The sequence below is a fragment of the Rhizobium sp. F40D2 genome, assembly GCF_051810745.2.
Taxonomy (GTDB): domain Bacteria; phylum Pseudomonadota; class Alphaproteobacteria; order Rhizobiales; family Rhizobiaceae; genus Rhizobium.
Genome location: NZ_JBPWQX020000002.1, coordinates 167,091 through 187,946, shown reverse-complemented (window position 1 = coordinate 187,946; position 20,856 = coordinate 167,091). Strand labels below are relative to the sequence as shown.

Sequence of the window (20,856 nt, the reverse complement as noted above, 5' to 3'; positions counted from 1 at the left end):
ATCAAATCTCCGCATCGCCATTCAGCTTGTTAACTGCGCTCGACGAATTTGTTGAATCGACTGGTCTTCCCGTCCTTAGTCTTGTCCTGGTAGAGAAACGCCAGCTTGTTCTCATCGAAGATCTTGAAGAATTCGTCCCAGCCGATTTCGTCGAATTCCTCTTCCTTTTCCCCAAAATCGATGCGCAGTACACCGCCCTTGCCGCCGCTGCGGATAACTGCCGGCTTACCGTCTCTTTTCTCCGCCCATGTCTGGATCGTCTTATGGTCCGTCGTGGTCTCGAGGCGGTCACAACAACGGTTGTCTTTGCTTCCAATTGCGATAAGGGGCGAGCAGTTCGCCCGGATAGCGACGCTCGATCTCAGTTTCGCTCAAAGCAATCCGGGCAAGGGTCTCTTCTGCGTCCTCGGCCGCTTCGCTTGCTTCTTCGAGGCTGTTCATGGTTGTGAACAACTCCTCGTCCGTCATTGCCTCCAGGCGAACGGCAAAATCCTCGACAGGCTCGCTTAAGAGTGGATTGACAGACATTCGGTGCCTCTTTGCTATTGCCTCTCCAACTTCACTCCTCGCACGAAGTTCCCTCGACGGAACAGGCAACACCGCTCATGTCGCCACCCGCTCTTCCCGATATCGCCTCCAGGGAACTGTCGCGACCACCACTGAGCTTGACCAGTTTTCCCGCCCCGAGTATTTAGGACCTCTGGAACCTGCGCGAGTTTGCGCGCAATATTTGACCTAGCACCAGCCAGGTCGACTTTTGACAGTGCCAGCGCTCGGCTGGCGCCTTTTCGGATCCCGCCACTCGACAGGACCTTTCGGCGCGACCAGGCCATTTGTTCGGGGACGGGAGATTGACGAGGAGCAGAAAGCCGAGATGACGCAGCCCGTCAGAGCTTTACATTGCGTCGCGACCTTTTGGCGACCGGGCATGAAATTTCGCAAATTTGCGACCGATGACGGTGGAGGTGATCGAGTGATATGAGCCGCATCCGAGATCACATGGTCGACCAGCAACTAACGCGGCGTGGTATACACGATCGACAGGTCATCAGCGCCATGCGCACAGTGCCGCGCGAAAAATTCGTTGATCCATGCTTTGCGGAATCTGCCTACGAGGATGCACCGCTTTCGATCGGCGAGGGCCAGACCATTTCGCAGCCGTTTATCGTCGGTTTGATGATCGAAAAGGCCGGGTTGGATTGCGACGACAAAGTGCTCGAGGTTGGGACGGGCTCCGGCTATGCTTCGGCCGTCATCAGCTTGATAGCAAAGCGCGTCTATTCCATCGAGCGCCATGAGCAGCTGGCGCTTCGGGCCCGGGACAGGTTCCGGACGCTCGGATATCACAACATCGCCGTCCGTATCGGCGATGGCAGCATGGGATGGGCAGAGGCCGCTCCGTTCAATGCAATTATCGTTTCTGCGAGCCCACCCGAGGTGCCATCGGCCTTGAAGGAGCAGTTGGAGCTCGGAGGGCGGCTTATTATCCCGGTCGGCCGTGGCGATAGCCAGCGCCTGAAACGTTTCACGCGCACCGGGGTCGACACGTTCGAGGAGGAGGATCTCGGCGGGGTCCGCTTCGTTCCTTTGATTGGCGAAGACGCCTGGACTGCTACACATCCGATGTACACTGCGGCCGTCCCGTTGCGGGGAACTAATGCACCGGAGCAAAGTTCTCTGCAAAACCAGCAGAGAGAGCGCATGGGAGAAAGACAAAGGTCGCCTGAGTTGCCCGAAGGTGTGCTCGATCATGGCAAATTCCAGCGACGGTTCTGGGCAGTTCAACGCATCTCGTGGATCGTCTTTGTTCTTCTTCTGCTGGCCTGCCTGCTGGGTTTGCTCGGGAGAGGCGGCCTGTTCTCGCGTCAAATGCTGTTTTTTGCCGATGGCTCCATCGACTTTCCCGTAATCTCTCGATGGAACGCGCCAGAGGATATGGTGGTCAACTTCCAGCCGTCATCTGAAGACAGGATCTTCACGATTGATGCCGATTTTCTTCAAACCTTTTCAGTCGAGGGCGTCGACCCGCCGCAAAGAGCAACCTTCGCGCGCGACGGTAGGATAGGCTATTTGTTCCCCGGCGATCCGGCAAGACCGACGCAGGTCGTGTTCCGTCTGCAGACACATCTCGTCGGCTCCCGCCGCGCCACCCTCGGCATCGGCGAAGAGACCCGGACGCAATCGACTTTCATCTTTCCGTGAGGGCGACAACGTGGATGCGGTATTACGCGGATTGGCAATCTATTTCACACTGCTGGTGATCATTCGCCTGTCGGGAAGGCGGACTTTGGCGCAAATGACGCCGTTCGATCTGGTTATCGTGCTGGTAATCTCCGAAACCACACAGCAGGCGATGTTGGGGGACGATTTCTCCATCACCAACGCCGTCATCTTGATCCTTACACTATTCACCACAGATATCGGCCTTTCGTATGTCAAGAGATGGTGGCCGCCCGCAGCGCATATCGTCGATGGCGTGCCGACCGTCCTCGTGGCGGACGGTGTTTACGACGAACGCGCCCTCAAAGGCTCCCGCCTCCAGAAAGAAGACGTCATGGAAGCGGCACGAAGCCAGGAAGGCATCGAGAGCGTAACGGAGATCAAGTTTGCGATCCTCGAGGTGAGCGGCAACATCAGCATCATCAAGAAGCAAAAGCCTGCTGACAGTTGAGCCTTCTTCCGCCTTTGATAAAGCTTTCCGGAACTCATACGGGGTGGGATCGGTGCATGAGATGGGAACTCTCGGCTTGTCCAATAGTTTAGCGGTGATCAACCCAGGAGATCCCGATGAAACGCTTTATCATTGCCTCACTTGCCCTCTCGCTCGCCGTTCCCGCCTTCGCGCAATCGGCCGCCGAAAAGACTGGCGTCAATTCCTTGATGGGCGTTCCGCCGAAAACCGAGGATTTCGTGAAGGAAGCAGCCGCAAGCGACATGTTCGAAATTGCTTCTAGCAAACTGGCTGCCGAACGGGGCGACGATGCGACAAAAGCCTTTGCGCAGCAGATGGTCGCCGACCATCAGAAGACCAGCGGCGAGCTGAAAGCACTGGTTTCCGGCGGCAAGGTCAAGGCCACCCTTCCCAGCGCTATGACGTCAGCTCAGCAAAGCATGCTGGACAAGCTGAACGGCCTGAAGGGAGAAGATTTCAACAAGCAGTATCATTCGGATCAGGAAGCTGCTCATGAAGATGCAGTCGACCTCTTCAAGCGCTATGGCGATGAAGGTGACAACCCGGAGCTAAAGGCCTGGGCGGCAAAGACGCGCCCTGCTCTCGAACATCATCTGCAAATGGCCAAGGAACTCAACAAATAGTCAGCAATAGAGCCTCGGTGTCTTGAGATGCCCAGGTTCGCCCAAGAGGATCCAGGGCCCCTGTCGGAGGTCGATGATGAACGACGAAGAGAGAAGAACCCGCGCCTACCGGATTTGGGAAAGCGAAGGTCGTCCGGCCGGCCAAGATCTTGCTCATTGGAACAGAGCCGGTGACGTCACCGTCGATCCCGCAGCGGCGACGTCGGAATATGTGCGCTATTACTCAGGTGTCGCCCCGGCAGGCTCGTTGATCGTTAAATTCTACCACTCGGGCAACGAGATCCGAGGCTATGTTCGCAAGGTGGCGGGCGAGGACCAAGACGACACGATATTTCCCGGCGAGGAGATGGAACCCGAGGCGGCGTTTAAGCTGGCAGAGTCCCACAATGGCAACAGCAATAACCCCGTCTTCATCGAACTCGTGGAAGGGGTGGAATGGGATCCCACGTGGGGACGCCTCGCATATTAACCAGGTTAAGGTGGATATGGCTGAGCACTGATGTCCTGAATCTGGCCTTCAGAACCGATCCAACCTGCGTGTGGTTTCTTCGCTGATGACTAACTATCTGATTGAGATCCTCCTCCCGGCACCGGACAGCGATGCTCATAGCCGGTTTGACGCCGTGCGCAGGGAGCTGACCGACAAGTTCGGCGGCGCAACGCTTTACGTCAACGCTCCGGCGGAGGGCTTATGGAGTGAGGGTGGCGCCATCGAGGAAGATCGTATCATCGTCGTCGAAGTCATGGCGGACGATCTCGACCGGGAATGGTGGACATCCTACCGCAAGGCATTGGAGATCCGCTTCGAGCAAAACGAGATCGTCGTCAGGTCGACGGCGATTGATCGGCTTTGACCTTCTGCGGCAGTTGCGCATTCTCGGCCTTCCGCCCCTCAGTGCAGGTTTGGCCCGATCGGATAGTGCGGATACTTGACATGAAACGTGGTGATCAAACTGACAGCCCGAGCAGCTACATCCTCAACCAGGAAGATGTCGGCTGCGACCAAATCGTGTGCCACTGACAGGATGCCCGATCCGACCACGCGCATTACCGCCTCCAACTCGTCATCGGCCTCGGTCGCTGCCCAATCTGCATTCCGCTCAAGCGTGAGGGCCAGCTTCTTTAGCAGCGCTTCGCATTCGGGCGCCGCGAGGTCTCTTAACGAAACTGTTGACATGCCCGGGCCGCCGAAGGTCAATGCTTTTTGGAGCGATGATGGCCGGGATCGCCCTCTCCCGGCTTCGCATCGCCCTTGGCCTTGTGGCGTTTGTCAGCGGAAAGGGATCGTCCGACATCGACTCGAGGAGAGCGAGCGGCTCTTCGCCGTCAGCGGCTTCCAGCGCTTCGAAACCAGCGTCTTCGACGAGATTTACCGCCGCCATTCGCAGGAGCGGCTCGTCCTTCACCACGAGTATCGTGATCGTCATTCCGAGCACGCTCGATCTGTCCCCTTTGCCCAAAACAATACAATGTTCAGGGGTTCCGCGGCTGAAACATAACTGCCGAATTCGATCCTTTCTGGCTGACGTCCGTGAAGCCACGCCGAAAAAGTCATGCAAGTTCAAGTGCATTGCAGCCAAGGCTCCTGTGCGGCGTTTTATCAAGCTATCTTTTTGTGACCGTTGGCTTATGTTGTCCTGATGGATGTCATCGGCAGAAATAATGTAGTCGTGCGCGGCGCGGGCGACGAAGCAATGGTCTTCGAGCACGGGTTTGGCTGTGACAGCAACATGTGGCGGTTCGTGGCTCCGACCTTTGAGGGCAAATACCGAGTCGTTTTGTTCGACAATGTCGGTGCCGGCAAGTCGGACCTGAAGGCCTCCTCCTTCGAAAAGTATGCCACCCTCGATGGCTATGCGGACGACGTCGTGGAGATCATCGATGCCCTATCGCTGAAGAAGGTCGTCTTCGTCGGCCATTCGGTCAGCGCGATGGTCGGACTGATCGCGGCTAAGAAGCGTCCTGATTTCTTCAAGTCGCTTGTCATGGTCAGCCCCTCCCCCTGTTATATCGACAGCGACGGCTATGTCGGCGGTTTCTCGCAGGGTCAGATAGAGGAGTTGATGGGCTTCCTGGATTCCAATCACCTAGGATGGTCCGGTGCGATGGCGCCCGTCATCATGGGCAATCCGGACAGACCCGGGCTCGCCGAGGAGTTGACGGAGAGCTTCTGCAGGACGGATCCAGAGATCGCGCGGCATTTCGCCCGCACGACCTTTCTGTCAGACTGCAGGAATCTCCTACAGGGCTTCGAAGCCCCGACACTGATCCTTCAATGTTCAAGCGACGTGATTGCCCCAATTGAGGTCGGCGAGTACCTGCACAGGCAGCTTCTGAAGAGCAGCTTGGTAATCATGAAGGCGACTGGCCACTGCCCCAATCTGAGCGCCCCCAAGGAGACGATCTCCGCCATCGAAAACTTCCTCGGCAGGGCCGCATAAGATGGATCAAGCCGCGCCGAAAAGCCTTCAGGAGGACTTCGAGAACCTCTTCGAAAACACGATGGCGGGCAATCTCGTCGTCTCGCCGGACGGCATCGTCCTTCGGGCAAACTGTCGGCTTGCCAACTGGATTGGCCACTCGGCTCAGGATTTAGCGGGTAAACGCCTGTCGGACCTGCTGACGATCGGCGGCAGCGTCTATCTCGAGACCCACCTTGCCCCCATGCTCAGGATGCAGGGCGAGTTCGAGGAAGTCATGCTCGAGATGCGATGTTCCGACGGAGGCAAGATTCCGGTTCTGATGAATGGCTTCGAGCAGCGCGATGCCGCAGGCCAACCGCTCTTCCTCCGGCTCACCGTCATCCGTGCATCGAACCGGCTGACCTATGAGCAGAACCTGCGAAAGGCGGGCAAACAGGCACGCGAAGCCCTTGCAACGGTGGAGGGGACGCTGCTCGACGAACGGGAGACGGCGGCGCTTCGAGAGCAGTTCATCGCCGTCCTCGGTCACGACCTCAGAAACCCGCTCGCCGCGATCGACGGCGGCATGCGCGCGATCGCCAGATCACCCCTCAATGAGCAGCAGGAAAGAATCGTGTCGCTCGTCGAGGCGACGATCAAAAGAATGGGCGGTCTCATTGACGACATCATGGATTTTGCCCGCGGGCGGCTTGGCGGCGGGATCCCGGTAAGGCTGAGCGAGACCGATCTGTCCGCTGTTCTGCGTCAGGTAGTCAACGAGATTTCCGGAGCCCGCCCCGGCAGAAGGATCGAAGCGGACGTCGAGCTCCCAGTACCGATCATGTGCGACGGTCCGAAGCTCGCACAGCTCACGTCGAACCTTCTTGCCAACGCCGTCGCACACGGATCCCCGGACGGTCCGATAACAATCACCGCCCGTTCGAGGGGGCGGGGTTCGAGCTCTCGGTCGCTAACACCGGAGCCCCGATACCGGCCGATGCCATTGAGCGGTTGTTTCTGCCATTCACCAGGGTTGCGGATGACGGCAAACAAGGGCTCGGGCTTGGCCTCTACATCGCAAGCGAAATTGCCAAGGCGCATGGCGGTCGGCTGCGGGTGGCGTCGGATGAAACGCGGACGGTGTTCACCCTCGAAATTCCAGCCTGAGGTTCACGGCAGGAGCGGGAGCCATCGTCGCCTCCAGATGCTCTTAGAGCGCGTCGCGATCTTTCAGATCCGCTCCTTGCGCTTTGGCTCTTTGTTTTTACGCATGTTGTTATCGCAAAATCGCTGCGCGCTTTTGCGCGACATGCTTTAGAGCGGGATGATTTTAGGTAGAATCGCAATTGGGATTGAACGAAGCCGCTTTCGCGGCATTTGGAGGATCTGATTGCATGAAGCGCTCCTGATTGAAGGAATGGGCTGTTTTGCCCAACCTTCAATCAGGAGATGACGATGACGGAGATGAGCCCTCTACGCCGGCGCATGATCGATGACATGACGATCCGCAATCTTTCGCCAGCAACGCAACGATCGTATTTACATGCGGTAACGAAGTTCTCGCGCTATTTCGGGCGATCGCCAGACCGTCTTGGACTGGAAGACGTGCGCGCGTTTCAGGTGCATCTGGTTTCTTCGGGCCTATCATGGCCAGCCTTGAACCAGACAGTTTGTGCCCTGCGGTTCTTCTTTGGCGTCACGCTTGGTCATGGCGAGATACCGGAGCGCATTGCCTATGCCCGGACACCGGCCAAGCTGCCGACGATCCTCAACGGCGACGAGATCGTGCGGTTTCTGGAAGCCGTTCCAAGCCTGAGGACCCGTACCGCACTGACGACAGCGTATGCGGCGGGGCTGCGCGCCTCGGAAGCTGTCCATCTCAAGGTCCGCAACATTGATGGCGAACGCGGCATCATCCGCGTCGAGCATGGCAAGGGCGGAAAGGATCGCAACGTCATGCTGTCAGCGCAGTTGCTCGCGATCCTGCGGGTCTATTGGCGGCTGGCGAGACCCGAGGTCTGGCTGTTTCCGGGTCGGGACGAGACCAAGCCCATCGACGTCCAGGTTCTGTATTCTGCCTGCCGTTCGGCGTGCGCCGCGGCCGGCATCGACAAAAGGGTAACGGTGCATACGCTGCGCCACAGCTTTGCCACCCATCTTTTGGAAAGCGGAACCGACATCCGCATCATCCAAGTTTTGCTCGGCCACAACAATCTGTCCACCACGGCACGCTACACGAAGGTTTCCAATACCCTGATCCGCAGCACGACCAGCCCGCTCGACCGACTGACGCTGGAGGTGGTGCCGCCAAGCTGAGCATAGTTTCGCCATGGCGGCGGGACTGGAGGTGGCGGATATTTTTCGCCGCCACGGGGAAAGATATCGTCAAGCCCACGACACCCATCTCGGGCGTGTCGAACGCCGGGTCATGAGTGCGGTCGAGATGTGCCGGACCGCTCGCCTGGGCGGGCATGTCCAGCAATGTCAGGACTGCGCGGCGTTCCGCATCGCCTATAATTCCTGTCGCAACCGGCATTGCCCAAAGTGCCAGGGACAGGCGAGCCGTGACTGGCTTGCTGCCCGACAGGCCGACCTTCTGCCTGTCGGCTATTTCCACGTGGTCTTCACCCTACCGCAGCAGATCGCCGCAATTGCCTTCCAGAACAAACATGCCGTTTACACGATCCTGTTTCGCGCCGTCGCCGAGACGTTGCGCAAGCTTGCTGCCGATCCCAGGCATCTGGGTGCAGAGATCGGCTTCATCGCGGTGCTGCACTCCTGGGGACAGAACCTCCATTTTCACCCTCATATCCACTGCATCGTGCCGGGCGGCGGATTGTCGGCGGACCAGTCCCGTTGGGTTCCCTGCCGGGCAAACTTCTTCCTGCCCGTGCGCGTTCTGTCATCCCTGTTCAGGCGGTTGTTTCTTGAAGAGCTGAAGCAGGCCTACGACCTGGACCAGCTTCGGTTCTTTGGCGATATCGCCGGCCTGGCCAATCCGGCGGCGTTCAATCACATTGTCAAAGAAACGCGGCGTGTCGCCTGGGTGGTCTATGCCAAGCCGCCATTTGCCGGACCCGAACAGGTGCTGGCCTATCTCGGGCGCTATACCCATCGCATTGCCATCTCCAATTCCCGCCTCGTCAGCATCGATGGCGATCGAGTCACATTCCGATGGAAGGACTATCGAACGGGCGGCAGGCAAAAGGTAATGACGCTCGATGCCCACGAGTTCATCCGCCGTTTCCTGCTTCACACCGTTCCGGACGGCTTTCACCGCATTCGTCATTATGGCCTGCTTGCCAATGGCCATCGGCAACTGAAGCTGGACCTGTGCCGAAGCCTGCTCGACGTCCCGCCGCCGGAACACCCGGTCGAAGAACCGGACACAAAGCCACCACCTTTGCTGCACCGCTGCTCCTGTTGCGGCGGAACCATGACGATCATCGGCGCGTGGACCCCGCTCCAGCCGGTACGTCGGCCAGCATGGAACGACAGTTCATGATCATACCACGCGCGCCATCATTGCAACGATCAGCGTCGGCATGCCGAAGAGCCGCGGTGCGAGTGCTTTGGCCAATCGTGCCCGAGCGACGTTTCGGTCGATGCAAACCAGCCGACAGGCGCGTCAAAGACACCGCAAATACCGGCAAGAATCTCCTTCCATACCTGTCCACGGGCTCCGGCAAGGCTCAACCCTGCAAAACGCCATCCACCGCTTCGGCTAAATCCCCATAGCGCCAAACAACCCGCGCCTTCGCTCAATCCGGCTTCAATGAGGTCCGATCAGTGAATGCCGCACGCACAGCGCCCGGACCTCACAGAACCCTCCAGATTCCCTTTTGGACACAAATCAGATTCACCCTTCTGGCCGGTAAGGAGGCCGGTCTGGATGGCGAGACCTTTTTCGAATGATCTGCGAGAGCGTGTTGTCGGGGCGGTGACGCAGGAGGGGCTGTCGTGCCGGGCTGCGGCCAAACGGTTCGGCATTGGCATCAGCACCGCGATCGATTGGGTGCGGCGGTTCCACGCAACGGGCAGCGCAGCACCCGGCCAGATGGGCGGCCACAAGCCGCGGGCAATCTGCGGTGGCCACCGGGAATGGCTTGTCGAACGCTGCCGCGCGAGTGCGTTCACGCTGCGTGGGCTGGTCGCGGAATTGGCGGAGCGGGGTCTGGACGTGGATTACCGGTCCGTCTGGGCCTTCGTCCAGGATGAAGGGCTGAGTTATAAAAAAAGACGCTGGTCGCCAGCGAACGGGAGCGACCCGACGTCGCCGCCAGGCGGGCGCGCTGGCTGAAGCATCGCCATCGCATCGATCCGGCCCGCCTTCTCTTCATCGACGAAACCTGGACGAAGACGAACATGGCGCCGCTCAGAGGCTGGGCGCCGCGTGGCGAGCGGCTCTTGGGCAAAGCTCCTTTCGGCCATTGGAATACGATGACCTTCATCGCCGCGCTTCGAACCGACCGCGTCAGCGCACCATGGATCATTGATGGCCCCATCAACGCCGAACGCTTTCTCATCTACGTTGAAAAGGTGCTGGTGCCAGAACTCAAACCTGGCGACATCGTCGTGATGGACAATCTCGGCTCGCATAAAGCCAAGGCGATCCGGGTCGCCATCCGCAGGGCCGGCGCCCGACTATTCTTTCTGCCGCAATACTCCCCAGATCTCAATCCGATCGAGAAGCTCTTCGCCAAGATCAAACACGGGCTGCGACAGGCACAAGCCAGAACCCGCAACGCCATCGACGACGCGCTTGCAGCTATCCTCCAAACCGTCTCGCCAAAAGAGTGCCTAAACTACTTCAAGGAAGCCGGATATGAACGGACGTAAAATCATCCCGCTCTAGAAAGACAGGTCGAGCGCCCTGCCCTCGAACAGACGGTCGCGGGAGCCTTCGAGATGCGCCTTCATCAGCCTTTGAGCGTCATCGGCCCGCCCATCGGCGATCGCCTTGTAGATGGCGTTATGCTCTTCATAGACCTGTTCCAGCCCTTGGCGGGGGCCGAGCAGGGAAAGGCCGTGGAGATGCATTCCAACGGCAATATGCGCCTTCAGCGCATCAATCGAAGCCGTGTAATAGTGATTGTTGGCTGCCTCCGTCACCGCGCGGTGGAAGATGAAATCGGCATCGGTGCGGTGGAGCTGGTGGCTGGTCGCCTCGCGCAGATCGGCAAGGGCGCTGGCAATCTTCTGGATCGCCTGCTCATTACGGCGCTTGGCGGCGAAATAGGCGGCGGCCGGCTCGATGGTCAGGCGAAATTCGTAGCAGCGTTGAATGTCGGCAATGGTCTTGACAGGCGAATAGGCGAGCTGCGTCGTCGGCGAGCCATGGGCGCTGACGAAGGTGCCGGCGCCCTGCCGGGCATAGACCATGCCCTGATCGCGCAGGCGGGCCAGCGCATCGCGCACGATCGGCCTGGAAACACCTAGCATCGCGGCAAGTTCATGTTCGCCGGGCAGGCGTGAGTCCGGCGGATAGTTGCCGCCGCGAATACGCTCGAGCAGCTGGTCGAAGACGCGGTCGACCAGCTTGACGGCCTTGCCGCGTTCGGGCTTGCCCGGCGGGCCGGCTTGCGCGTTCAACGATTGGCCATTCACTTCAACCACGTTATTCTCCCCGGCGGTATCTTATGCCGCCTGATTCCGAAGAACCAGCTTTAACAAACTATCCGGCTTCCCGAAGCCCCCCGACTTGACGGCGCACCGAAAAGACCGCCCGTCAGCGGCCGTGACATCGAACCAGGGAATGCCGGCCTCGATTTCGCCCTTCGGCATGAGCACCCTCACCCCCAATGCTCGGAAAACCGCAAGCGCCGTGTCGCCGCCGCCGACCATCAGCATATCGGGCCCGGTATCGTCGATCACCTTTTTGACGCCTGCAGCAAAATCACCGGCGACGAGCGCCGCATCGGCGGCCATGTCGCCGCTGCAGCGCAACAGCACGGGCAGCGCCAGGCCCTCCCCGCATTCGATCTGCCCCATCGGCGCATCCACCACCATACGCAAGGCGCCCGAGGCTTCGAGCCGGTTCATCTGGGCTGAGGTGATCGGATCGCGCGAGCCGAAGGCAAACAGCGTGCGCGGGCTCGCCGCAAATTCCGTTACCGGCCGCCGTCCCTTTTCGCCGAGCCGGCGGGCGAATGCTGCACCGAGGCCGCGCGCACCGACGCCAAGCGTCGTCAGCCAGACATGCCCCTCGACGATCTGGTCGAGATCGGTATCGTCTTCGGCATCGGCAACCACAACATTGTCGGCACCCTCGAACAGATCGGCGATCGGCAGCGGCCTGTCGACACCGCGGCCGACGACGCAGCCGCGGTAGGTCAGGCGCTCCTGATCGGGAATGGCAGGCGCCACAAGAATGTTCTTCAGGCCGAGGGCACCTGCCAGCGCCAGGCTTTCCGCCGCGACATTGCCCTTCAGCCGGGAGTCGATCTTCTTCATGACGATGCCGGGCTTCGCGCCGCCAAGCACTTTGACGGCCAGCCGGATCCTTTCGGCCGCCTCGCGCTCGCCAAGGGCGCGCGAGGCGGTGTTGACGACGACGACATCGCAGCCACTGGCAATCGCATCCCGGGCCGCCGCGACATCGACGGCGACTGCAACCGAAAGGCCGACGGCGACAAAGGGCGTACCGGTATCGAGCGCGCCGGTCAGATCGTCGGCGATGATCGCGGCCTTCAGCGTCATGCAATCTCACCGGTATTGACGGCGTGACAGGCGACGAGGTGGCCGGGTTTGGCTTCCTTCCACACAGGGATGACCTTGCTGCAGACATCCATGGCGATCGGGCAGCGGGTGTGGAAGCGGCAGCCGGACGGCGGGTTCAGCGGGCTCGGCACGTCGCCCTGCAGGATCTGGCGCTGGCGAGTGCGCTCATGCTCCGGATCGGTCTCCGGGACGGCCGACAGCAGCGCCCTGGTATAGGGATGCAGTGGATTGTCGAAGAGTTCCTCGCGGGTGGCAAGTTCGGCAAGCCGTCCGAGATACATCACGCCGACGCGGGTGCTGATATGGCGCACCACCGCGAGATCATGGGCGATGAACAGATAGGTCAGTCCATACTTTTCCTGGAGATCGAGCAGCAGGTTGATGATCTGCGCCTGGATCGACACGTCGAGTGCAGAGATCGCCTCGTCGCAGACGATAAATTTCGGCTGGCAGGCAAGCGCCCGGGCAATGACGACGCGCTGGCGCTGGCCGCCGGAGAGCTCATGCGGATAACGCTGGGCAAAACGCGTGGGCAGGCCGACGTCGGTCAGCAGTGTTGCCACCTTCTCCTTGAGTTCGGCCTTGGTGCAGAGCTTGTGGAAGAGGATGGGCTCGCCGATCGCCTCGCCCACCGTCATGCGCGGATTGAGCGTCGAATAGGGATCCTGGAAGACGATCTGCAAGTCGCGGCGGAACGGCCGCATCTGCTTTTCGTCGAGCGTCGCGAGATCCTGGCCCTTGTAGACGACCTTGCCGCTGGTCGCCTTGTAGAGATTGAGGATGGTGAAGCCGGTCGTTGATTTGCCGCAGCCGGATTCGCCGACGAGGCTCAGCGTCTCGCCTTCCATGATGTCGAGGTTGACATTGTCGAGCGCATAGACCGTCGCCGAGCGCTCACCGAAGGCGCCCAGCTTGACGTGGAAATGCTTGACCAGGTTCTCGACCTTGAGCAGCGGTTGCGCAGCCATCACGCGGCCTCCTGCATTCTCTGGACGACGAAACAGGCGGCGCGGTGACTGCTGCTGCCCCTTAAGGGTTCGAGCCGCGGCACCTTCTCGTGGCAGATCGCCTCCACAAGCGGGCAGCGCGGCGCAAACGGGCAGCCCTTCGGCCGGCGGCCGGGCTCCGGCGGCGTGCCGCCGATCGAGCTCAGCCGGCTTGCCGGCGGGTCAGATAGTTTCGGGATCGAGGAGAGCAGGCCGCGCGTATAGGGATGGCTCGGGCGGGCGTAAAGCTCGTCGACCGGCGCATCCTCGACGACCGTGCCGGCATAGAGCACAGCGACGCGATCGACGAGGCCGGCGATCAGCGCCAGATCGTGGGTGATCCAGACGACCGACATGCCGAGCTTGGCGCGCAGATCCTTTACCAGGTCGACGATCTGGGCCTGGATGGTGACGTCGAGCGCGGTCGTCGGCTCATCGGCGATCAGCAGTTTGGGATTGCAGGCAAGGCCAATCGCGATCATCACGCGCTGGCGCATGCCGCCCGAAAGTTCGTGGGGAAAGGCTTGCAGCCGCTCTTCCGGGCCGGGAATGCCGACGAGGCGCAGAAGCTCGACGGCGCGAGCGCGGGCCTCGGCCTTCCTCATGCCGCGGTGATAGATCAGCGGCTCGCAGATCTGGGCGCCGACGCGCATCACGGGATTGAGAGAGGTCATCGGATCCTGGAAGACGAAGCCGATATCGCCGCCGCGCACCTTGCGCAGCTCGCCATTCGACATCGTCTGCAGGTCGCGGCCGTTGAAGGTCGCGGTTCCCTTGGTGACCTTGATCTTGTTCGGCAGGAGCCGCATCAGGCTCAGCATGGTGAGGCTCTTGCCGCAGCCGGATTCGCCGACGACACCCAGCGTCTCGCCCTTGTCGACATGGAGATCGATGCCGTCGACGACGACGGCGGGACCATTGCGGCCGTCGATCTCGACGGTGAGGCTCTTTACATCGAGCAGGCGTTCTCTGTTTTGCGTGTCGATCATTTGCTGCCCCGCGGATTGAGCGCGTCGTTGAGACCGTCGCCGAGGAAGCTGAAGGCAACCGAGGCAAGGCCGAGCACGGCCGCGGGAGCGGCGAGAAGATGCGGATAGTGCTGCCAGACGCGAAGACCGTCCGAGATCATGTTGCCCCAGCTGGGCGTCGGCGGATTGACCCCGACGCCGAGGAAGCTGAAGGCGCTTTCGAGCACCATCGCCGTGCCGAGACCGGCGCTGACCGAGACGATCAGCGGCCCAAGCGCATTCGGCACGACATAACGCTTGATGATGACCCAGTTCGACAGGCCGAGCGCCTGGGCCGCTGTGATATAGGGCCGGCTGCGGATCGACAGCACCTGTGCGCGCACCAGGCGTGCATAAGGCGGCCACGAGATCAGCGCCATGGAGCCGAAGACGAGGATGAAATCCACCCATATCGTCTGGCGGTAAAAGGGATTGAGGGTCTCAAGGTAACGCGCTTCCATCCACTGGGTGATCGGCGATTTCAGCGAGGCATTGATGACGACGACGAGCAGCAGGTTGGGAACCGACATCGTCACATCGGTCAGCCACATGATGACGCGATCGAAGGGATTGCCGAAGAAACCGGCCACCGCACCCAGCGTGAGGCCGATCAGCACAGCGAAGAAGGTGACGATGACGGCAACGAGGAAAGCGGTCCGTGTGCCGAAGACCACGCGGCTAAAGACATCGCGGCCGAGATCGTCGGTTCCGAAGAGGTGGCTCATCGACGGCAGCGCGTTGCGGGCGTTGAGGTCCTGGCCGAGATAGTCATAGGGCGTCAGGTAAGGCCCGAAGATTGCCGTGAAAGCGAGGATCAGCACGATGACGAGACCGAAGACAGCGAGCTTGTTGCGCTTCAGCCGATACCAGGCGTCGCGCCACAGGCTGACCGGCTGTTCCTCGACCGTTTCAGGGGTGGAAAGAGGGATTGCGGCCATCGTCAGCGGCTCCTTCTTGCATCATTGGCGCGCGGGTCGAGCAGTGGGTAGAGCACGTCCACCAAAAGGTTCGACACCATCACCAGGAACGAGCCGATCAAAGTGATTGCCAGAATGACGGGATAATCGGAATTGATCAGCGCCTGCACCGTCAGGCGCCCGAGGCCCGGCAGGCCGAAGACGAGTTCGACGAAGATCGCGCCGTTGACGATGGTGATCATGATCAGGCCGAGCTGCGTCACGACAGGCGTCAGCACCGGCCGCAGGATGTGGCGCAGCGCCACGACGATCTCGGGCACGCCCTTGGCGCGGGCGGTACGAACGAAATCCTCCGACAGCACCTCGATGACGGCGGCGCGCGTCTGGCGCACGATCAGCGCGATCGGCTGGAAGGACAGCACGAGCAGCGGCAGCAGGATACGCACATCGAAAATGCCGCCCCAGCCATAGGGCACGTTCGCACCCGGCAGCAGTACGATGAGGCCGACCATCAGCAAGGGACCTGCGACATAGGCCGGAATCGCCCAGAGGAAGAGCGCAGAGCCCAGAATGGCGTAATCGAGACGTGAATTCTGGTTCAGCGCTGCGATCATGCCGAGCGGAATTGCGACTGCGGTCGTCAGGATGACGGAGCAGAGCGCAAGCTGGAAGGAGACAGGAGCTGCGGCCGAGACCATTGCCCAGACCGAGCGGCCCGAGGTCAACGAATTGCCGAACTGGCCGTGCAGCAGGTTCCAGATGTAAAGGCCAAACTGCTCGATAAAGGGCCGGTTGAGGCCCGCACTTTCGCGGATGGCTTCGATGCGCTGCGGATTGTAAGCGACGTCGCCCGGCGCGCGCAGGAAGATCAGCTTGATCGGATCGCCGGCGCCATAGAAGGCCAACGCGTAGACGGCCAGCATCACCACCAGAACGGATGGAATCCAGATGGCAAACCGGGTTAGCACGTAGCGCAGCAAGGCCACCTCCCACCTGTTGTCGATGCGGTCCCTCCTGAAACCAGGCAGATCGCATCCTTTCTTCTTGAAACTTGCGCGAAGGCCTTGCGGCCTTCGCGCGCTCATTACCGGGCAGACAGTCCCAATCAGCCGATCGAAATGTTCCAGGGTTCGACGACCTGCCAGTCAAGGTTCTTGTCCAGCCCCTTGACCTCCTTGGTGGCCCAGCGCGACATCGCCTGAGAATACCACGGGATGAAGGCCCAATCGTCGCGGAACGCCTTCTGCGCTTGCTGGGCGAGAGCGATGCGCTGCGGATCGTCCGCGGCCTTGGTCGTCGCTTCGGCAAGGGCGCTGTCGACCTTGTCGTTTTTATATCCGCCGAGCTTGTTCTGCGCGTTCGACGAAGTCGATGCGATGCAGCCCGCCAGATAGGAGACGGCATCGGGAACGCGGGTGCCGACGTCGTCGCGGAAGATCTGGACCGAATTCTGGTCCGGACCGGCATAGGCGTCCTGCTGCGGCTTCATGTCGACCGCAGTGATGCCGAGATTCTGGCGCCACTGCTCGGCGATGAACTGGGCGGCGGCCTCAATGGCCGGCGCCGAGATGCCGACGAACATGATCTTCGGCAGGCGCTCGGGCCCGCCATAGCTCGATTCAGCAAGCAGCTTCTTGGCGGCTGCCGGGTCATAGGGAAAGGGCTCGAAGCCGGAATTTTCGGCGCCCGGCACCGAGTTGAGGATCTGGTCGGCCTTCTTGTGCGGCCCATCCGGATAGGACGCCTTAAACAGGCCGTCGCGGTCGACCGCCATGATCAGCGCCTGGCGGACCTTCGGATCGTCCATCGGCGCGCGCGAGATATTGAACCAGAAGTGCTGGCTCGTCGGGATCAGCGGGCCGGCGGAGAATTCCGGGCCGAGATCCTGGATGATCGTCGAGGTGACGAGCTCGGTATGGGCGTTGAACTCGCCGGATTTGATCAGCGATGTCGCCGTCACATTGTCTTCGATCGAGGTGACCTCGATACGGGCGAGCTTCGGCTTCGGACCGAAGAAATTCTCGTTCGGCTCGAAGGTGAGCTTGCCGGCGTCGATATCGATGCTCGTCAGCTTGAATGGCCCGGAGAAGGCCGGCTTGCTGTCGGGCTTGTACCAGTCGACGATCTCCTCGCCGTCACTGCCGCGCGACTGCGAGGCCTTGGTGATCGGCGCGATATGGTTTGCCAGACGCATGAAGAAGATCGGGTCGGCCGCAGTCAGCGTCACGACGACGGTTCCCTCGTCGGGTGTCGCAACACCGGTCAGCTCCTTGCCGGAGCCGGCGGCGATTTCGGCGTAACCCTTGACCTTGCTCAGCACCTGGTCGGCGCGCTGGCTCTTGGTGTTCGGCATCGAGGCGACTTCCCACGATCCCTTGACGTCGGCCGCGGTGATCTTGCTGCCATCGGAGAAGACGGCCTTCGGGTCGATCTTGAAGGTCCAGACGGTGTTGTCGGCCGATTCCCAGCTGGTGAAGACGTAAGGCTTGATGTCGCCCTTGCTGTCGAAATACATCGGGGCCGCCCACCAGATCGAATTCCAGCGGAACGTTCTGCCGCCGCCGCGCAGCGGCGACCAGTCCTGGTCGAAGGCCGGATGTGCGACCTTCAGGACCTGACCTTCATCGGCCATCACGATGCGGGCATTCATCCCGAACACGGTGAGGCCGACGCCGGCCGCAAGACCGAGCTTCAGTGCGTTGCGACGCGATAGATTGGTTTTATCAGATGGATCAAAAGACATGGCATTCCCTCCCAGGTGAATTCGGCAGCGTTCTCCCTGCACCTGCCAGGCGCAGCACAATCCGTCGCATATCGTTCTCTCGTTATTGTAAATATGTCAACAAAAAATCGCCGTTTTCCTCGAAACAAAATTTTCTTCTAAAAATGCAACAGCAATTACAATTAGATACGTTTTCGCCTCTGCATCAATCCATTTTGTCTTCTTGACAAAAGAACCGCAATGGAAAAGTTCTTAGCGCTCCATTGCAGACAGATGCATGACTATTGGATGCGCAGCCGGACGCGAAACACGGATCGGCGAGACAGAACGCGCCGAAGGAGGGGAAAATGAGCCATCACAGGATCACAGGCGTCTTCAGCGCGGCCGCAACGCCGCTGACGGCTGACAATAGGCCGGATCTCGCGCTTTTCACCGACCATTGCCGGCAGCTGCTGGCCGAGGGATGTCACGGCATTGCCCTGCTCGGCACGACGGGCGAGGCCAATTCCTTTTCCGGAGCCGAGCGACGCGCCATATTGGAGGCGGCCGTGAAGGCCGGCATTCCGGCCGACAGGCTTTTGCCGGGCACCGGCGTCGTCGCCATTCCGGAAACCGTCGAACTGACGCGGCACGCCCTGTCGCTCGGCGTCACCAAGGTGGTGATGCTGCCGCCCTTCTACTACAAGGGCGTTTCCGACGACGGCCTCTTTGCTGCCTATTCGCAGGTTCTGGAAAAGGTCGCCGACACGCGTCTGAAGGTCATTCTCTACCATATCCCGCAGGTCTCGGGCATCCCGCTCTCCATTCCGCTGATCGGCCGGCTGATTGCGGCCTTTCCGGAAACGGTGGTCGGAATCAAGGAATCTGCCGGCGATTTCAACAACATGCAGGCCATCATCGCCGCCCATCCCGGCTTTTCGGTCCTGGCGGGCGCCGATCCGCTGCTGCTTCCGCTGATGAAGGCCGGCGGCGCTGGCTGCATCACGGCCACCTCCAATCTGGTAGCGGGCTCGCTGCGTACCGTTTACGACCATGTCCATGACGAGGCGCGCGCCGCCGATGTCGAGGTGGCGCAGGCGCGCATCAACGCCTATCGCACTCTTTCCAACTCCTACGTCCAGATCCCGACCATCAAGGCAATGGTGGGGCTGAAGACAGGCAACCCTGCCTGGAAGCGCACGCGCGCGCCGCTGATGCCGCTGAGCGAGGCGGATTACGCCGCACTCGCCGAAAGCTACGCCAAGCTGCCTTGAGGAGATCCGCGATGCGTTTTACCGGCCTGCCTTCGGACGCCGTGCCCGCTTTGATGACCGGGGTCATCACCTCTCATCCCTCTGTCGCGGGCCGTGCCGATGCCTACCTGCCCTCGCCCTGCATCCAGAACCATGCGGCAAATCTCGCCTTTCTGCGCGACGGCACGCTGACCTGCGTCTGGTTCGGCGGCACGATGGAAGGCATGGGCGATATTTCGATTTACATGTCGCGGCTGGCGCCGGGCTCCGAGCGCTGGTCGGAGCCTGAGAAGATGAGCGACGATCCCGAAAAATCCGAACAAAATCCGTTGATTTTCAATGCTCCAGACGGAACGACTTGGCTGCTCTATACCTCGCAGACCTCGGGCAATCAGGACGGTTCCGTTGTCAAATGCCGCATATCGGATGACGGCGGCAAAAGCTTCGGCCCGGTCAGGATCCTCTGCGACAGCCCCGGCACATTCGTTCGCCAGCAAATCGTCGTCAACGGCAGGGGCGACTGGCTGCTTCCGGTCTTCCGCTGCGTCGGCCTTAACGGCCAGCGCTGGAGCGGCGATGCCGATACCGCAGCGGTGCTGATCTCGCGAGACGGTGGCGCGAGCTGGCAGATGCACGATATTCCAGACAGTACCGGCGCCGTGCACATGAACATCCTGCCGCTCGGCGGCGACGACATGATCGCCTTCTACCGCAATCGTTTCGCCGAGAGCATTCTTTCCAGCCGATCGTGTGACGGCGGCGAAACATGGAGCGCGCCCGAGCCGACCGAACTGCCGAACAACAACTCCTCGATTCAGGCCACAATGCTGAATGATGGATCAATTGCAATGGTTTACAACCATTCCAACACAAACACATCGGATGCGCGGCGCCAGTCTCTCTATGACGAAATCGAAGGTGGCGAGGCGGGAGAGGCCACTGTTGTCACCGATTTCGGCCGTAAGGCGGTCTGGGGTGTCCCCCGGGCGCCGCTCAGTCTCGCGATTTCAAGGGATGGCGGCAAGAGCTTTCCGGATCGCATCGATCTCGATACCGGCGACGGCTTCTGCCTCAGCAACAATTCGAAAGATCTGCTGAACCGCGAATTCTCCTATCCCTCGATCATTGAGGGCAGCGACGGAACGCTCCATATGGCCTACACCTACTACCGGCGCGCCATCAAATATGTGCGCCTCGCCCCGCAATCGCGACCCTGAACGAAGCGGCAGCCGGAAGATTGTAAACCTGCATCCGATCGCGCGTGAAAGGATGCAGGGCTACCGGCGCTGGACCGCCTCAGCGACAGGAGGTTGACAAGAGGCCTAGGCCGGCGAATGGTCGCCCAGTCCTTCGTGCCCGAAGAGCATTTCCACCGGCACAAATCCACTAATATACTGATATAACTGCAGATTATAACCCGCGAAATGCTGCTTGAAAGCATAACCGACCACATATCAGACGAGAAAAATTTGCTCGCTCTGGAATGCAGACTTGACATTGATCTTACAACTTTACAATAAAGAGGGCGACGAAATTGTCGCCGCAAGATCCTGCA

Annotated in this window: 22 protein-coding genes and 1 pseudogene; 13 read left to right on the top strand and 10 right to left on the bottom strand. The window is 60.4% G+C overall.

The genetic code is table 11. The features are described 5' to 3' along the window. Positions 1–29 precede the first annotated feature (29 nt). Both ACS4RS_RS25575 and ACS4RS_RS25570 read right to left on the bottom strand, forming a co-directional pair. The gene (locus ACS4RS_RS25575) at positions 30–317 is read right to left on the bottom strand and encodes a hypothetical protein (RefSeq protein ID WP_449314091.1); all 288 of its coding nucleotides are present in this window, start codon (positions 315–317) and stop codon (positions 30–32) included. After that, positions 289–528, bottom strand: coding sequence for a hypothetical protein (locus ACS4RS_RS25570; protein ID WP_054184956.1), 240 nt, complete (start codon positions 526–528; stop codon positions 289–291). Before ACS4RS_RS25570 ends, ACS4RS_RS25575 begins: the two co-directional genes overlap by 29 nt. Positions 529–978: 450 nt before the next feature. Between ACS4RS_RS25570 and ACS4RS_RS25565 the strand changes: the two genes are divergently transcribed. The 5 genes from ACS4RS_RS25565 (at position 979) to ACS4RS_RS25545 (ending at position 4,169) form a co-directional block, all read left to right on the top strand. After that, positions 979–2,202, top strand: a complete 1,224-nt coding sequence (locus ACS4RS_RS25565) for a protein-L-isoaspartate(D-aspartate) O-methyltransferase (RefSeq protein ID WP_439012852.1) — start codon at positions 979–981, stop codon at positions 2,200–2,202. A 10-nt stretch (positions 2,203–2,212) separates the two neighbouring features. Next, positions 2,213–2,671, top strand: a complete 459-nt coding sequence (locus tag ACS4RS_RS25560) for a YetF domain-containing protein (RefSeq protein WP_439012851.1) — start codon at positions 2,213–2,215, stop codon at positions 2,669–2,671. A gap of 116 nt (positions 2,672–2,787) precedes the next feature. Then, positions 2,788–3,315: a DUF4142 domain-containing protein gene (locus ACS4RS_RS25555; RefSeq protein WP_439012850.1), complete on the top strand. Its 528-nt coding sequence runs from the start codon at positions 2,788–2,790 to the stop codon at positions 3,313–3,315. A 73-nt stretch (positions 3,316–3,388) separates the two neighbouring features. Continuing rightward, positions 3,389–3,784 carry a DUF2934 domain-containing protein gene (locus tag ACS4RS_RS25550; protein ID WP_449314078.1) on the top strand — a complete coding sequence of 132 codons (396 nt, stop codon included), beginning with the start codon at positions 3,389–3,391 and terminating at the stop codon, positions 3,782–3,784. Positions 3,785–3,869: 85 nt separating this feature from the next. Further along, positions 3,870–4,169, top strand: coding sequence for a hypothetical protein (locus ACS4RS_RS25545; protein ID WP_439012848.1), 300 nt, complete (start codon positions 3,870–3,872; stop codon positions 4,167–4,169). 38 nt (positions 4,170–4,207) lie between these two features. On the opposite strand, the gene ACS4RS_RS25540 is transcribed toward ACS4RS_RS25545, so the two are convergent. Beyond that, the gene (locus tag ACS4RS_RS25540; protein WP_439012847.1) at positions 4,208–4,492 is read right to left on the bottom strand and encodes a hypothetical protein; all 285 of its coding nucleotides are present in this window, start codon (positions 4,490–4,492) and stop codon (positions 4,208–4,210) included. Between the two features lie 463 nt (positions 4,493–4,955). Between ACS4RS_RS25540 and ACS4RS_RS25535 the strand changes: the two genes are divergently transcribed. From ACS4RS_RS25535 to ACS4RS_RS25510, 6 genes and pseudogenes are all read left to right on the top strand, one after another. Further along, positions 4,956–5,756, top strand: coding sequence for an alpha/beta fold hydrolase (locus ACS4RS_RS25535; RefSeq protein WP_449314077.1), 801 nt, complete (start codon positions 4,956–4,958; stop codon positions 5,754–5,756). Between the two features lies 1 nt (position 5,757). Next, positions 5,758–6,366, top strand: a pseudogene (locus ACS4RS_RS25530) (PAS domain S-box protein); the annotation flags it as partial. Between the two features lie 194 nt (positions 6,367–6,560). Beyond that, positions 6,561–6,884 (top strand): ATP-binding protein, encoded by a 324-nt coding sequence (locus ACS4RS_RS25525; protein WP_439013263.1) that lies wholly within the window; start codon positions 6,561–6,563, stop codon positions 6,882–6,884. Positions 6,885–7,172: 288 nt separating this feature from the next. Then, positions 7,173–8,033, top strand: a complete 861-nt coding sequence (locus tag ACS4RS_RS25520; RefSeq protein ID WP_439008560.1) for a tyrosine-type recombinase/integrase — start codon at positions 7,173–7,175, stop codon at positions 8,031–8,033. Between the two features lie 13 nt (positions 8,034–8,046). Continuing rightward, positions 8,047–9,222, top strand: a complete 1,176-nt coding sequence (locus tag ACS4RS_RS25515) for an IS91 family transposase (RefSeq protein ID WP_439008559.1) — start codon at positions 8,047–8,049, stop codon at positions 9,220–9,222. A gap of 387 nt (positions 9,223–9,609) precedes the next feature. Continuing rightward, positions 9,610–10,556 (top strand): IS630 family transposase gene (locus ACS4RS_RS25510; protein WP_439009996.1). Its coding sequence is split into 2 segments (ribosomal slippage): positions 9,610–9,948 and positions 9,951–10,556, totalling 945 coding nucleotides; the frame shifts between segments, so codons are not numbered across the junction. A 12-nt stretch (positions 10,557–10,568) separates the two neighbouring features. Here the strand turns inward: ACS4RS_RS25510 and ACS4RS_RS25505 are convergent. The 7 genes from ACS4RS_RS25505 to ACS4RS_RS25475 form a co-directional block, all read right to left on the bottom strand. After that, the gene (locus tag ACS4RS_RS25505; protein ID WP_439012845.1) at positions 10,569–11,333 is read right to left on the bottom strand and encodes an FCD domain-containing protein; all 765 of its coding nucleotides are present in this window, start codon (positions 11,331–11,333) and stop codon (positions 10,569–10,571) included. A gap of 21 nt (positions 11,334–11,354) precedes the next feature. Then, the gene (locus ACS4RS_RS25500; protein ID WP_439012844.1) at positions 11,355–12,416 is read right to left on the bottom strand and encodes a four-carbon acid sugar kinase family protein; all 1,062 of its coding nucleotides are present in this window, start codon (positions 12,414–12,416) and stop codon (positions 11,355–11,357) included. Then, the gene (locus ACS4RS_RS25495) at positions 12,413–13,405 is read right to left on the bottom strand and encodes an oligopeptide/dipeptide ABC transporter ATP-binding protein (protein WP_439012843.1); all 993 of its coding nucleotides are present in this window, start codon (positions 13,403–13,405) and stop codon (positions 12,413–12,415) included. Before ACS4RS_RS25495 ends, ACS4RS_RS25500 begins: the two co-directional genes overlap by 4 nt. Continuing rightward, a complete protein-coding gene (locus tag ACS4RS_RS25490; RefSeq protein ID WP_449314076.1) occupies positions 13,405–14,412 on the bottom strand; it encodes an ABC transporter ATP-binding protein in 1,008 nt (335 codons plus the stop codon). The genes ACS4RS_RS25495 and ACS4RS_RS25490 overlap by 1 nt, the downstream gene beginning before the upstream one ends. Beyond that, the gene (locus ACS4RS_RS25485) at positions 14,409–15,368 is read right to left on the bottom strand and encodes an ABC transporter permease subunit (RefSeq protein WP_439012842.1); all 960 of its coding nucleotides are present in this window, start codon (positions 15,366–15,368) and stop codon (positions 14,409–14,411) included. The genes ACS4RS_RS25490 and ACS4RS_RS25485 overlap by 4 nt, the downstream gene beginning before the upstream one ends. 2 nt (positions 15,369–15,370) lie before the next feature. Beyond that, the gene (locus tag ACS4RS_RS25480; protein WP_439012841.1) at positions 15,371–16,327 is read right to left on the bottom strand and encodes an ABC transporter permease subunit; all 957 of its coding nucleotides are present in this window, start codon (positions 16,325–16,327) and stop codon (positions 15,371–15,373) included. Between the two features lie 125 nt (positions 16,328–16,452). After that, positions 16,453–18,090: an ABC transporter substrate-binding protein gene (locus tag ACS4RS_RS25475; RefSeq protein ID WP_439012840.1), complete on the bottom strand. Its 1,638-nt coding sequence runs from the start codon at positions 18,088–18,090 to the stop codon at positions 16,453–16,455. A gap of 326 nt (positions 18,091–18,416) precedes the next feature. Between ACS4RS_RS25475 and ACS4RS_RS25470 the strand changes: the two genes are divergently transcribed. Beyond that, a complete protein-coding gene (locus ACS4RS_RS25470) occupies positions 18,417–19,322 on the top strand; it encodes a dihydrodipicolinate synthase family protein (protein WP_439012839.1) in 906 nt (301 codons plus the stop codon). A gap of 11 nt (positions 19,323–19,333) precedes the next feature. Continuing rightward, entirely contained in the window at positions 19,334–20,518 is a 1,185-nt protein-coding gene (locus tag ACS4RS_RS25465) for an exo-alpha-sialidase (RefSeq protein WP_439012838.1), read from the top strand. Positions 20,519–20,856: the final 338 nt, after the last annotated feature.